Origin of the sequence: Micromonospora pisi (genome assembly GCF_003633685.1) — a bacterium.
Classification (GTDB): Bacteria; Actinomycetota; Actinomycetes; order Mycobacteriales; family Micromonosporaceae; genus Micromonospora_G; species Micromonospora_G pisi.
This window is the reverse complement of sequence record NZ_RBKT01000001.1, coordinates 7,837,105-7,850,270: the sequence shown is the minus strand read 5'-3', so window position 1 is coordinate 7,850,270 and position 13,166 is coordinate 7,837,105. Positions and strand designations below refer to the sequence as shown.

At 71.0% G+C, this 13,166-nt stretch carries 11 protein-coding genes; 5 read left to right on the top strand and 6 right to left on the bottom strand.

What is annotated here, in order from left to right:
* Positions 1-10 precede the first annotated feature (10 nt).
* The 6 genes from BDK92_RS33630 to BDK92_RS33605 are packed head-to-tail and all read right to left on the bottom strand — an operon-like array spanning position 11 to position 5,143.
* Positions 11-970, bottom strand: coding sequence for a sugar kinase (locus BDK92_RS33630; protein ID WP_246017397.1), 960 nt, complete (start codon positions 968-970; stop codon positions 11-13).
* Positions 967-1,605, bottom strand: coding sequence for a bifunctional 4-hydroxy-2-oxoglutarate aldolase/2-dehydro-3-deoxy-phosphogluconate aldolase (locus BDK92_RS33625; RefSeq protein WP_121160358.1), 639 nt, complete (start codon positions 1,603-1,605; stop codon positions 967-969). Before BDK92_RS33625 ends, BDK92_RS33630 begins: the two co-directional genes overlap by 4 nt.
* Positions 1,602-2,510 carry a hypothetical protein gene (locus tag BDK92_RS33620; protein WP_211349466.1) on the bottom strand — a complete coding sequence of 303 codons (909 nt, stop codon included), beginning with the start codon at positions 2,508-2,510 and terminating at the stop codon, positions 1,602-1,604. Before BDK92_RS33620 ends, BDK92_RS33625 begins: the two co-directional genes overlap by 4 nt.
* Positions 2,504-3,652, bottom strand: coding sequence for a galactonate dehydratase (gene dgoD / locus BDK92_RS33615; RefSeq protein WP_121160357.1), 1,149 nt, complete (start codon positions 3,650-3,652; stop codon positions 2,504-2,506). Before dgoD ends, BDK92_RS33620 begins: the two co-directional genes overlap by 7 nt.
* The gene (locus tag BDK92_RS33610) at positions 3,649-4,359 is read right to left on the bottom strand and encodes a FadR/GntR family transcriptional regulator (protein WP_121160356.1); all 711 of its coding nucleotides are present in this window, start codon (positions 4,357-4,359) and stop codon (positions 3,649-3,651) included. The genes dgoD and BDK92_RS33610 overlap by 4 nt, the downstream gene beginning before the upstream one ends.
* A gap of 37 nt (positions 4,360-4,396) precedes the next feature.
* Positions 4,397-5,143 (bottom strand): SDR family NAD(P)-dependent oxidoreductase, encoded by a 747-nt coding sequence (locus tag BDK92_RS33605; RefSeq protein WP_121160355.1) that lies wholly within the window; start codon positions 5,141-5,143, stop codon positions 4,397-4,399.
* Between the two features lie 164 nt (positions 5,144-5,307).
* Here BDK92_RS33605 and BDK92_RS33600 point away from each other — a divergent pair, with 164 nt between their 5' ends.
* From BDK92_RS33600 to BDK92_RS33580, 5 genes are all read left to right on the top strand, one after another.
* Complete coding sequence (locus BDK92_RS33600) at positions 5,308-6,597, top strand: ABC transporter substrate-binding protein (RefSeq protein WP_121160354.1); 1,290 nt, start codon at positions 5,308-5,310, stop codon at positions 6,595-6,597.
* Positions 6,597-7,535, top strand: coding sequence for a carbohydrate ABC transporter permease (locus BDK92_RS33595; RefSeq protein ID WP_121160353.1), 939 nt, complete (start codon positions 6,597-6,599; stop codon positions 7,533-7,535). The genes BDK92_RS33600 and BDK92_RS33595 overlap by 1 nt, the downstream gene beginning before the upstream one ends.
* Complete coding sequence (locus BDK92_RS33590) at positions 7,532-8,356, top strand: carbohydrate ABC transporter permease (RefSeq protein WP_121160352.1); 825 nt, start codon at positions 7,532-7,534, stop codon at positions 8,354-8,356. The genes BDK92_RS33595 and BDK92_RS33590 overlap by 4 nt, the downstream gene beginning before the upstream one ends.
* 97 nt (positions 8,357-8,453) lie before the next feature.
* Positions 8,454-10,553 (top strand): alpha-galactosidase, encoded by a 2,100-nt coding sequence (locus BDK92_RS33585; RefSeq protein ID WP_121160351.1) that lies wholly within the window; start codon positions 8,454-8,456, stop codon positions 10,551-10,553.
* Positions 10,554-10,644: 91 nt separating this feature from the next.
* On the top strand, positions 10,645-12,852 hold the full coding sequence (locus BDK92_RS33580; RefSeq protein WP_121160350.1) for a DUF8189 domain-containing protein: 2,208 nt from the start codon (positions 10,645-10,647) through the stop codon (positions 12,850-12,852).
* The last annotated feature ends 314 nt before the right edge of the window (positions 12,853-13,166 follow it).

Here is a 13,166-nt window from a genome sequence, read left to right as displayed (position 1 = left end):
TCGAAGCGGGTCAGCGTACGGCGCTGCCCGGGGCGTGGTCGAGCAGCGACAGCTCGGCGCGGGTGGGTAGCCCCTCCCAGTCGCCCCGGGTGGCGACCGCGAACGCACCGGTGGTGACCGCCCGGTCGAGCCGGTCGGCGACGTCGAGCCGGTCGAGCAGGCCGGAGAGGAGCCCGGCGACAAACGCGTCCCCGGCGCCGATGGTGTCGAGCACCGGCACCGAGCGGGCGGGGGTGTGGACGCTCCCCCGCTTGGTGTGGCTGGTGGCGCCCTGGCCGCCGTGTTTGACCACGACCTCGGGGATCCCGGCCGCGAGCAGCGCGGCGACCGGATCGGGGTGGTCGCTCAGTACGCCGAGTTCGTCGTCGGAGGCGACCACCAGGTCGATCGAGGGCAGCAGGGGTCGGAGCGCGGCGGCGGCCCGCTCGACCGACCAGACCCGCTGGCGGTGGTTGACGTCGAGGCAGACCAGGGTGCCGGCGGCGCGGGCCGCGTCGACGGCTGCCACCACCGCCGCGTACGGCTGGTCGCCGAGTCCGGCGGTGATGCCGGTGACGTGCAGGATCCGGGGTTTCCGCTCGGCTGCGGCGAAGGCGGCCGGTACGTCGTCGACGCTCAGCCGCGAGCCGGCCGACCCGCTCCGGTAGTAGGTGACCCGGCTGATGTCGCCGACCCGCGCCTCGAACAGGATCAGGCCGGTGGGCGCGTCCGGGTCGACCCGGGCCAGGGTCAGGTCGACGCCTTCGGCGCGCAGCGTACGGCGGATCAGTTCGCCCGGCTCGTCCGCGCCGGTCACCCCGATCCAGCTCACCCGGTGACCGAGCCGGGCCAGGCCGATCGCCACGTTCGACTCGGCACCGGCGACCGAGAGCGAGAGGGTGCCGCCGAGCCGCAGCGGCGCCGGGGCGCGGAACGCCGCCATCGTCTCGCCGAGCGTCAGCACGTCCACGCCCAGGGGTGTGCCGGTCACGACGCCGCGCCGGGTGCCGCCGCCACCGCGACCAGGAAGTCGGCGACGCGCTTGCGCAACGCGTCGAGGTCACCGCCCCGGACCGCGTCGCCGAGCAGCGGCGAGCCGACGCCGACCGCCACCGCGCCCCGGTCCAGGTAGCTGCGGGCGCCGGCCGCGTCGACGCCGCCGACCGGCACGAACGGCGTACGCGGGAACGGGTCGCGCAGGGCACGCAGGTACTCCGGGCCGCCGATCGAGGCGGGGAAGAGCTTGATCGCGGCTGCCCCGGCGGTGGTCGCCTGGACCACCTCGGTCGGGGTGAGCGCGCCGGCCAGCACCGGCAGCCCGAGCCGGCCGGCCTCTTCGAGACTCGGCGCGACAGCCGGGGTGACCAGGTAGGTCGCTCCGGCCTCGGCGGCCTGCCCGGCCTGTTCGGCGGTGAGTACGGTGCCGGCGCCGAGGGCGTACCCGGCGCCGAGGGCGGCGCGCGCTCGGCTGATCACCCCGTACGCGTCGGTGCTGGTGAGCGAGACCTCGATCAGGTTGACGCCACTGTCGGCGAGGGTGAGCACGGTGGCGAGCGCGGCCGTGGGATCGTCGCCCCGGACGATCGCCAGCAGCCGGTGGGTACGCAGGGTGTCGAGCAGGTTCATCGGTGGTCGCCTCCGGGCGATCGGTGGGCGGTGAGGGTGAGCTGCCAGGTGACTTCGCCGCTGGCCGGTACGACCGCGGTGTCGGCACCGGGGCCGGCACCGGGGCCGGCCACGTCGGAAGCAGCTTCGAGGCCGGCCTCGGCCAGGTCGAAGACGGTGCCGAGCATCGGTTCGACACCGATGCTGCGGTACGGCCGGTTGTCCGGCCAGCCCCGCAGGTTGCGCCAGAGGGCGGTGGCGCGGGGCTGGTCGGCGCAGTGGAGTTCGAGGGTGAGCGTGTCCGGGCCGTCGACCACCTGGACCCGGGCGCAACCGATCAGCACCGCACCGAGGGCGGTGCCGTCGTCCGGTCCGAACCGTTCCAGCGGCAGCCCGGCCGGGGTGGGCCAGTCGGCGATGTGCCACGGCCGGCCCCGCGGCCAGACGCCTGCGGGTAGGAGGTCGGCCGCCTCCGGGTAGAGCCGGGTGGGGGTGCCGGCGGGCGCCACCAGTCGGGCCTGCGGTGAGAGGTCGAGCAGGGCGTGCGCGGCCCAGACGAACCGGTATCCGGGGGTGGCCAGCAGGCGGTAGTCGGCCACCACCACCCCGTCCTCGTCGGTGAGCCGGCGGGTGAGGGTGAAGTCGGGGCACTCGACGGTGGCGGTGTCCGTACCGGTCGGCTGCCAGCGGCGGGACCAGGCGTCCCCGTGGTCCGGCAGACCCCGTACGGTCGGCACGCACTCCTCCAACCCGCCGGCGTCGACGAACGCGTCGCCCGGGGTCACCTGGTCGCGGCCGGGTTCGGGGCCGGTCCAGAGCCACTGCCGACCGCCGCCGGTCAGGCTGGTCCAGCGGCCGCCGAGGCGGTGGTCGTGCCTGACCCGCAGTGGAATCCGCACCTCGGGCGACTCGGCGGGCGTCACCATTCGGCGAAGGAGCCGTCGTCGTGCCGCCAGACCGGGTTACGCCAGGCGTGACCCTCGCGGGCGGCGGCGCGGACCGCCGCCTCGTCCACGGTGATGCCGAGGCCGGGCGCCTCCGGGCGGCGGATGTGTCCGTTGACGAAGCGGAACGGTTCCGGGTCGACGACGTAGTCGAGCAGTTCCGCGCCGCCATCGTGGTAGTGCATGCCGATGCTCTGTTCCTGGATCAGGAAGTTCGGGGTGGAGAAGGCGATCTGCAGGCTGGCGGCGAGCGCGATCGGACCGAGCGGGCAGTGCGGGGCGAGCACCGCGCCGTACGGCTCGGCCATCGCACCGATCCGGCGTACCTCGGAGATGCCACCGGCGTGCGACAGGTCCGGTTGCAGCACCGCGACCCCGGCCTGGAGTGGGGTGAGGAATTCGGCCCGGCCGAAGAGGCGTTCGCCGGTGGCGACCGGGACCGGCGAGGCGGTGACGACGTCGTGCAGCAGGTGCGCCTGCTCGGGCAGGAGCGGCTCCTCGACGAAGAGCGGGTGGAACGGGGCGATCTCCGGCAGGATCCGACGTACCCCGGCGGCGGTGGCCCGGCCGTGGAAGTCGATGGCGACGTCGCGGCCGTCGCCGAGCACCTCGCGGGCGGCGGCGACCCGGCGGACCACGTTCGCCACCTCGGCGGCGGTGGGGATGGCCGAGAGCTGGCCGGAGGCGTTCATCTTCACCGCGGTCATGCCGGCCTCGACCTGGGCGGCGACCGCTTCGGCGATCTCGTTCGGGTCGTCCCCGCCGACCCAGGAGTAGACCCGGACCCGGTCGCGTACGGGGCCACCGAGCAGCGCGTGCACCGGGGCGCCGTACGCCTGCCCGGCGATGTCCCAGAGCGCCTGGTCGAGTCCGGCGACGGCGCTGGAGAGCACCGGCCCGCCCCGGTAGAAGCCGCCCTTGGTGAGCACCTGCCAGTGCTGTTCGATGCGGAGCGGGTCTTCACCGATGAGGTACTCGGAGAGCACCTCGACCGCGCTGCGTACGACCTCGGCCCGCCCCTCCACCACGGGCTCGCCCCACCCGATCAACCCTTCGTCGGTCTCGACCCGGCAGAAGAGCCACCGGGGCGGAACAAGGAAGGTTTCGATACGGCTGATCTTCACCGGGTGCCTTTCTGTTGACGTACCTTTTCGACATCCCGGACGGCCTTGTCCAGCAGTCCCCGCATCGCCTCTTCCGCGCCGGTGGCGTCACCGGCGCGGATCGCGTCCACCACCGCCCGGTGGCTCGGCACCGGGTCGTCGTGCTGTTCGACCCCGTGCACCAGGCGGTCTCGCTCGGCGAGGCCGGTCTCCATCACCACCTCCATCCGTTCGAGCAGCTCGTTGTGGGTGGCGGCGAGCAGCGCGCGGTGGAAGTTCAGGTCGGCGCCGACCGCGGCGACCGGGTCACCCTCGGCGGCGGACATCTCCGTCAGCGCGCCGTCCAGGTTGGCGAGGTCGGTCGTGCTGGCCCGGGTGGCGGCGAGCCGGGCGGCGGCGGGTTCGATGATGAGACGCACCTCCTGCAGCGCGTCGAGCAGGCGCGGGTCGGCGCCGTCGGCGAACTGCCAGCGGATGACGTCTCCGTCGAGCAGGTTCCAGTCCGACCGGGGGCGGACGAAGGTGCCCCGCTTCTGCCGGGCGTCCACCATGCCCTTGGCGGTGAGCACCTTGAGCGCCTCGCGTAGCACGGTGAGGCTGACGTCGAGTTCCTGCTGGAGGGCGGCGAGGTGGAGGGTGGCTCCCTCGGGGATCTCGCCGGCCAGGATGCGCCGGGCCAGGATCTCGACGGTCTGACCGTGGATGCCGCGACGTGCGTACTGTGCCAATGCTCTGGGTGCCTTCTCGCTCGTCAGAATCGATGTTTCAGGCCGAGGCTTTCATCGCGGTCCAACCGCCGTCCACCACCAGGCTGGTGCCGGTGACATAGGCCGCGTCGGGCGAGGCGAGGAAGGCCACGGTGGCGGCCACCTCGTCCGGGGTGCCGAACCGGCCGGCGACGGTCTGGGCGACGCTACGCTCCCGGTCCTCTTCGGGCACCCGGTCCCAGGCGGCGGTGAAGATCGGACCGGGCAGGACGCTGTTCACCCGTACCTCGGGGCCGTACTCGACGGCGAGCTGGCGGCCGAGCGAGACCAGGCCACCCTTGGCCGCCGCGTACGCGGGGTGGGCCGGGATTCCGATCAGCGCGTGTACGGAGGAGACGATCACGACCGCGCCCCGGTTCGCCCGCAGGTCGTCGAGGCAGGCCCGGACGCCGAGGAAGCTGCCGGTTAGGCAGACCGCGAGTTGGCGGTCCCAGGATTCACGGCTGGTCTCGTGCGCGGGCGCGAGTTCGTGGAAGTAGGCGTTGCTGACCAGGATGTCCACCGGTCCGAACTGGACCCGTACGGCGGCCACGGCGGCGGCCCAGTCTGCCTCGTCGGCCACATCGGTAATCACCGATTGTGCTCGCCCACCGGCTGCTCTGATCTCTTCGGCGAGCGCTTCCGAATCGCGAATGTCGAGCAGGCCGACTGCCGCTCCCTCGGCGGCGAGCCGCCGGGCAGTTGCCGCCCCAATTCCGCCCGTTGCGCCTGTGACCAGGGCAACCTTGTCTTCAAGCCGTCGCATATGCTGGCTCACCGTCCGCCGACCTTCGAATGATCAAATCATTAATTACGAAGAAATCTTGACAGTCGCTGGCCCCAGATGCAACCTTCTGACTCACACCGTTTACAGGACCGACACACCGCGACCTGTCACGCACCGTGTCGTTGAGGAAGGGACACACCCCCGTGAACGACTTCGATCCGAGTCGTCGCCGGTTCCTTGGGCACGTCGGCCTGGCCGGCCTCGGCGTGCTCGGAGCGGGCAGCCTGGTCGGCTGCGCCAGCTCCGCCAGCAGCCCCAGCGGAAGCGGTAACAGCGCCATCACCCTCCAGTCGAACCTCTCCTCCCCGCAGGCGAAGGTCGCGATGGAGAAGATCATTGAGAACTTCAACAAGCAGGGCAAGGGCGCCGCGTCGCTCAACACGGTCGCGTCCGAGACCTTCCGCACCCAGCTGCCGACGTACCTGACCTCGGCGAACCCGCCGGACCTCTACACCTGGTACGCCGGCTCCGTGGCGAACGACTACGCCAGCAAGAACCTGCTGCTGGACGTCTCCGACGTGTGGCAGGGCATGGCCGACTACCCCGAGTCGCTGCGCACCCTCTCCACCGACGCGGCCGGCAAGAAGGTCTTCGTGCCGATGAACAACTACTGGTGGGGCTTCTTCTACCGCAAGTCGAACTTCGCCAAGTGGGGCGTACAGGAGCCGAAGAACTGGGCCGAGTTCGTCACGCTCTGCCAGACCCTGCAGAGCAAGGGCGTCCCACCGATCGGCATCGGGCTCGGCGACACCCCCTGGGTCGCCTCGGCCTGGTTCGACTACCTGAACATCCGGATCAACGGCGCGCCGTTCCACCGCGAACTGCTCGCCGGCAAGCAGCGCTTCGACGACCCGAAGGTCAAGGCAGTCTTCACCAAGTGGCGCGAGGTGCTGCCGTACTTCGACCCGAAGGGCAAGGCGTACCCGTTCCAGGAGGCGACCACCGCGCTGCTGGCGGGCAAGACCGGCATGTTCCTGATCGGCACCTTCTTCGCCGACGCCGCCCCCAAGGACGCCCTCGGCGACCTGGACTTCTTCCGGTTCCCGATCATCGACCCGGCGGTGCCGCTGGCCGAGGAGGCCCCCACCGACGGCTTCTTCGCCAGTGCCAAGTCGGCGAACCCGGCCGGCACCAAGGCGCTGCTCACCTACCTGTCCTCGGTCGAGGCGCAGGAGGCGTACGTCGCCGCCAGCGCCGGCATCGTGCTGCCGGCGAACCCAAAGGCGAAGGCGTCGGACTCGCCGCTGGTGGCCAAGGGCAAGGCGATGCTGGAGAGCGCACAGGAGCTGACCCAGTTCTTCAACCGCGACTCCAGCGACGCGCTCCAGCCGACCGCGGACACCGCACTGACCAAGTTCATCGACAAGCCCGACCAGATCGACGCGATTCTGCGCGAGTGGCAGGCCGGAGCTGAGAAGGTCTTCAAGGGCTGATGACTTCCGTTGACGAGCGGGTGCTGGCGGCACAGCCGCCGGCACCCGCCAACACCCGCCCGCGGCGGCGACGGGGCAAGCCCCTGTCGCCGCTGCTGGTGGCCTTCGTACTCGTACCCTTCGCGGTCGAGAGCATCTGGGTGTTCTGGCCCGCGCTACAGGGGTTCTGGTTCTCCCTTACCCGGTGGGACGGCCTCGAGCCGCCCACGTACATCGGTTTTGACAACTACGCGGAGTTGGCCGGCGACGCGACCTTCCGCGGCGCGCTGATCAACACGGTGCTGTGGCTGGTGCTCTTCGGTGGCCTCTCGGTCATCGGCGGCTTCGGGATGGCGCTGATCCTCCAGCGGGAACGGCGCGGGGTCGGCTTCTACCGGGCCGCGCTCTTCACCCCGGTGGTCTTCTCCCTGGTGGTGACCGCGCTGGTCTGGCGGGTCTTCTACCAGCCGGACGGGGTCGCCGACGAACTGCTGCGCGCGGTCGGCCTGGAACACCTGATCCGACCCTGGCTCGCCGACCCGGAGACCGCGCTCTACGCGGTGATCCTGCCCGCCCTGTGGCGGCAGATCGGCTACGTCATGGTGCTCTACCTGGCCGGGCTCAAGGCGATCGACCCCGCATTGCACGAGGCGGCCAAAATGGACGGCGCCAACAACTGGCAGCGGCTGCGCAACGTCACCATCCCCCAGCTCAAGGGGGTCAACGCGGTGGTGCTCTCGGTCATCGTGATCGACTCGCTCCGCTCGTTCGACATCGTCTGGTCGCTCACCAAGGGCGGGCCGTACCACTCGTCCGAACTGCTGAGCACCTACATGTACTCGACCGCGTTCCAGAGCCTTCGTCTGGGCTACGCCTCCGCGATCGCCGTGGTCATCTTCGTGCTCGCGCTCGCGGTGATCCTCGGCTACCTGGTACGCGCGTTCCGGGAGGACGCATGATCCGCGCACTAAGGACCGGCACGTTCCACCTCGGTATGGGCCTGCTGTCCCTGCTCTGGCTCGCCCCGATCCTCTGGGTCGTGATCATGTCGACGCGTACGTTCGACGACATCGCCGCGAACGGGGTCGGCAGCCTGCCACACTCGTTCACGCTGGACACGTACAGCCAGGCATGGACCGACGGTGGCGAACTCCGCGCCCTGATCAACAGCATGCTGGTCACCGTGCCCTCGGTCGCGCTCAGCCTGGTCCTGGCCGCGCTGGCCGCGTTCGCGCTCAGCCGTTACCGGATTCCCGGGCGCCGCACGATCCTGCTGCTCATGCTCGCCGGAAACCTGCTGCCGCCGCAGATCCTGCTCATCCCGGTGAGCAAGTTCAGTGAGCTGACCGGGACCTTCGACACCCTGTACGCGCTGATCGCGGTCCAGGTCGGCTTCGGTCTCGGCTTCTACACCTTCGTCCTGCACGGGTTCATGCGGGACCTGCCGAACGAGATCCAGGAGGCGGCGACGATCGACGGCGCCGGCCCCGGCCAGATCTTCGCCCGGGTGATCCTGCCGCTGACCCGGCCGGCGCTCGCCGCCCTCGGAGCGCTCTCCTTCACCTGGATCTTCAACGACCTGCTCTGGGCGATCACGGTGCTCCGTACGGACGACAACATGCCGGTCACCCCGGCCCTGTTGGCGCTCCAGGGCCAGTTCGTCTCGTCCTGGAACGTCATCGCGGCCGGCACGGTGATCGCGGCGGTGCCGACCCTGCTGGTGTTCCTGCGCTTCCAGCGCCACTTCGTGTCCGGCCTCGCGATCGGAGCCGTCAAGTAATGAATCGGAACAAGTGGGCGCGGCCGTGGACGCAGCAGGAGAGCCTGATGAATCGGAACAAGTGGGCGCGGCCGTGGACGCAGCAGGAGAGCCAGTAATGAATCGCAAGGATGCGGCGCGGTCGTGGACGTTGCGGGGGGCCCGCACCGAATACACGGTGGCGGTTCCGGAGCACGGGCGCTGGCTGGAGCTGGTCGCCTGGGGCCCGCACGGCGTCAGCGACGGCCCCTCCCCGGTCAGCTACGACGGGCCGACCCCGTTCCTCACCTCGGGCGACAGCGCGCCGATCGAGTACGGCACCGACGCCGCCCGCCCCTTCGCGGGCCCGGACCTGGTGGTCGAGACGGCCACCGGGGACCGGCGTGTCTCCTGGGACTTCCAGGAGGCCGACGGTGACGAGCAGCGGCTCGCGGTCACCTTCGCCGACCCGGTCACCGGGCTGCGCACGGTGGTCCACTACGAGATACCGGCCGACACCGACGTGGTACGCCGCTGGGTCGAACTGACCAACACCGGCGACGCCGTACTGCGCCTGGTCCGGGCCGGTTCGGCCGGGTTCTGTGTACCGACGCCGCACGGGGCCCGGGTCAGCTACCAGTGGGGCCAGTGGGCGCAGGAGTTCCAGCTCGACCACGTCGACCTCGGGCACGGCGGCTTCACCGTCGGCAGTTCCCAGGGCGTTCCCGGGCACCTCTACGTACCCTGGCTCGCGATCCGGGACCAGGCCGAGCCGGTGGGCCCGACCTGGGGCATGGCGCTGGCCTGGACCGGATCGTGGGAGATCACCGCCGAACGGGACACCGGCGGCCTGACCCGGGTACGGGTCGGCCGTCACCTGCCCGACGGCCCGCTGGACCTGCCCGCCGGAGCGAGCCTCACCCTGCCGGTCGCGGCCGGCGCGTACAGCCCGGACGGGCTCGACGGGCTGGCCCGGGTCTGGCACCAGTACCAGCGGCAGCTCGCGGGTGAGCGGCTCGGTCCCCGACCGGTCCTCTACAACTCGTGGGAGGCGACCTACTTCTCCGTCGACGCGGAGAACCAGCTCGCGCTCGCCCGGATCGCGGCCGAACTCGGCGTGGAGACCTTCGTGGTCGACGACGGCTGGTTCGTCGGCCGCCCCGACGACCACGGCGGGCTCGGCGACTGGACCCCCGACCCGGCCAAGTTCCCCGCCGGCTTCGACGCCTTCATCGCCGAGGTACGCGCCCTCGGGCTCAACTTCGGGCTCTGGGTCGAGCCGGAGTGTGTCAGTCCGCGCTCGAAGCTCTACAGCGAGCACCCGGACTGGGTGTACGCGATCGAGGGGCGCCCGATCACCCCGATCCGCAACCAGTACCTGCTCGACCTGGGCCGCCCCGAGGTGGCCGAGTTCGTCCACTCCACCGTGGACGGGCTGCTGCGCCAGCACGACATCAGCTACCTCAAGTGGGACTTCAACCGGCCGCGTACGGAGCCGGGTCGGGGCGCGGCGTCCCAGCTGCCCGACGCGGGCCGGGTCGACCTCGACGGTGCGCACGTGGCGAACCTGCACCGCATCTACGAGAACCTGCGGCGGGACCACCCGCACGTGGTGATCGAGGCGTGTGCCGGTGGTGGCGCGCGTACCGACCTGGCCATGGCGGCCCGGTCCGATGTCTTCTGGCCCAGTGACAACACCGGACCGCTGGACCGGTTGGCGATCCAGTACGGCTTCCTGCACGCCAACGCGCCGCACCTGCTCAGCTCCTGGGTGACCGACGCGCCCGGTCTCTTCGACCCGCGACCCCGGTCGCTGGCGTTCCGGTTCGTGCTGGCGATGGCCGGTGTGCTCGGGATCGGGGCGGACATCCGGCACTGGAGTCCGCAGGAGCGGGCCGAGGCGGCCACCTGGATCGCCCGGTACAAGGAGATCCGCGAGATCATCATGCACGGCACCGTGCACCTGATCGGCGGCCCGGACCAGTCCCGGTGCGCCGTGCAGTACACCGCGCCGGACGCGGCCACCGTCGTGGTCCTGGCCTGGCACACCGGCCGGCTCGACGGCGCCGGACTGCTGCCGTTCCGCCCGGTCCGGCTGCCCCTGCACGGGCTCGACCCGGCCGCCAGGTACCGGCACGGCCAACACCACTACTCCGGCAGCCACCTGCAAGCGGTGGGTCTGCCGGTGCACTGGACCACCACCCACGACGCGGAGCTGGTCGTCCTGCACCGCGTCTGACACCCGGGTAAGGAAGGGCCCCCTGTTATCGCATTCGGTACAGCAGGGGGCCCTTCTTCACACCCACCCTCAGGGACAGGAGTAACCCCCGATGCACCTGATCCGATCGTTGACCGCCACCCTGGCCGTACTCGGCCTGGGTCTGGTCGGCACCGTCCCGGTGGCCACCACGGCCACCGCCGGCCCTCGCACCGCCGCCCCTCCCACCGCCGCGGCCCAGGTCAGCGCCACCGGCGCGGAGGACCAGGGAGCGCCGACGTACTACAACTCCGGGCTCTCCCCCACCCCGTACATGGGCTGGAACACCTACTTCGGCCTGGGCGGCGACCCGACCGAGGCGGAGGTGAAGTCGGTCGCCGACTTCCTGGTCAGCAGCGGGCTGCGGGATGCCGGTTACCGGTACGTGTGGATCGACGGCAACTGGGCCGCGCCGACCCCACGGGACGGCTCCGGCCAACTGGTCGCCAACCCGGCCCACTTTCCCGGCGGCATGGCGGCCCTCACCTCGTACATCCACGCGCGGGGTCTGAAGGCCGGCATCTACACCGACGCCGGGCCGTACCTGGAGGGCCAGTGTGGCCTGGGCAGCTACGGCCACTACCAGGAAGACGTCAACCTCTTCGCCAGCTGGGGATTCGACGCCCTGAAGGCCGACTGGCTCTGTGGCCGGGCCAGTGGGATGGACCCGGAGACGCTGTTCCGCCAGCTCGCCACGGCGGTACAGAACTCGCCGCGGCCGATGCTGCTGAACATCTGCAACCCGGTCAGCGCCGACTGGGGCGGTGGGCCGTACGACCCGCAGGAGTTGTCCACCTGGAGTTACACGTACGGGCCGATGGTCGCGGACTCGTGGCGTACGTACACCGACGTGGGGCTGATCGACCCGAGCCCGCAGACGCAGTACCAGTGGATCCTGCGCAACCTGGACGCCAACGCGTACCACCCGGCGGCCACCGGACCGGGTCACTACAACGACCCGGACTATCTGATCCCGATGCGCCCGATGCCGGGCGGCGGCTACGAGTTGACCTTCGACGAGTCGAAGACGCAGCTCGGCATGTCGGCGATCATGTCCGCTCCGCTGATCATCGGCTCGGATCCGCGCGGCCTGCCGCAACAGATGGTCGACGCGCTGCGGAACCCGGAGATCGTCGCGGTGGACCAGGACCCGTTGGTCCGGCAGGGCGTCAAGGTCGCCGACGCCGGACCGAACACACAGGTCTGGAGCAAGGTCCTCGCCGGCTCGGGTAACCGGGCGGTGGCCCTGCTCAACCGGGGCGACACCGCGCAGTCGATCACCGTCAGCTTCGCCACGGTGGCGCTCGGCAACTCGGTACGGGTGCGCGACCTCTGGGCGCGTTCCGACATGGACGGTAACGGGGCCAGCTCCGGTGTGCAGCCGTTCACCGGCTCGTACACCGCCACCGTCCCGGCCCACGGCGTGGCGATGCTCCGGCTGACCGGCACCGACACGGTGGCCGGGGCGAATCTCGGGTCGGACGCGACCGCCAGCCCGGCTCTGGTCCGGGTCGACGACACCCACGCCAGCGCGTTCGTCCGGGGCGGCGACGGCGCGCTCTGGCAGAACGTACGCGACGGGGCCACAACCTGGGGTACCACGTGGACCAGCCTCGGCGGCCCGGTCGACGGGCAGATCCTCGGCCAGCCGGCGGCGTACGGTTCGGCCGGTGGCCGGATCGACGTCTTCGTCCGGGGCACCGACGACGCGGTCTGGCGACGGACCTTCACCGGGGGCACCTGGGGCGGCTGGAACAGCCTCGGTGGCACCGTCACCGACGCGCCGACGGTCGCCTTCAGCGGCCCGTCCGAGTGGTCGGTGTTCGCCCGCGCCACCGACGGTACGGTCTGGACCCGGACCGCCTCCGGCGCCTGGACCGGGATCGGTTCCCCGGAGAACCGGCCGATCTACGGCCGTCCGAGCGCGGTGGTGGATGACGCCGGCCGGTTGCACGTGGCCGTACGCGGCCGCACCGACGAGGTCTGGCTGCGGACCCGGACCGGCTCGACGTGGTCGGCCTGGTCGAGCCTCGGCGGTACGGTCAGCGGCAGCCCCACCCTGCTGGCCACCTCGGGTCGGGTGTACCTGTTCGCCCTCGCCGCCGACAACAAGCTGTGGCAGCGCAACTTCGCCGACGGCGGTTGGGGTGGCTGGTTCGGTCGTGGGGAGTTCGCCACGGACGCGTTCCGTGGCGCGGTCGGCGCGGCGGCCGGCGCGAACGGCTCGGTCTGGGCGGCCGTACGTGGTGTCGACGGTCGTGTGCACCAGGTGGTCCTGTAGCCCCTGCCGGCGAACGTGAGCTGGAGACGCGTTCGTCGGTGATCGGATACGAGGGGCACGCGGTGGTCCGGTTCCCGCAGAAATGTCAGGGAAAACCGGGCCACCGCTCTCGGCGCGTCCCTTGAGGATTGCCCGAATAGGGACCAATATAGGTGGTTTGGAGTGCCATTCGGTCAGGAACCCGCGACGTTCCGTCGGACAAGTCGTTGGTACGGGTGAATCGGCTCACGCCACGAGGCGATCAATGGTGTGAGCGCCTAGCGTCCGGAACGGCCCCCATTACGGCCGGAACACTTCCTACCGCACCGCCCGGT

Excerpts from the sequence above, each read along its gene's own strand:
- BDK92_RS33625 (WP_121160358.1), bottom strand. The coding sequence starts at position 1,605 with ATGAACCTGCTCGACACCCTGCGTACCCACCGGCTGCTGGCGATCGTC.
- BDK92_RS33620 (WP_211349466.1), bottom strand. The coding sequence starts at position 2,510 with ATGGTGACGCCCGCCGAGTCGCCCGAGGTGCGGATTCCACTGCGGGTC.
- BDK92_RS33605 (WP_121160355.1), bottom strand. The coding sequence starts at position 5,143 with ATGCGACGGCTTGAAGACAAGGTTGCCCTGGTCACAGGCGCAACGGGC.
- BDK92_RS33595 (WP_121160353.1), top strand. The coding sequence starts at position 6,597 with ATGACTTCCGTTGACGAGCGGGTGCTGGCGGCACAGCCGCCGGCACCC.
- BDK92_RS33590 (WP_121160352.1), top strand. The coding sequence starts at position 7,532 with ATGATCCGCGCACTAAGGACCGGCACGTTCCACCTCGGTATGGGCCTG.
- BDK92_RS33585 (WP_121160351.1), top strand. The coding sequence starts at position 8,454 with ATGAATCGCAAGGATGCGGCGCGGTCGTGGACGTTGCGGGGGGCCCGC.
- BDK92_RS33580 (WP_121160350.1), top strand. The coding sequence starts at position 10,645 with ATGCACCTGATCCGATCGTTGACCGCCACCCTGGCCGTACTCGGCCTG.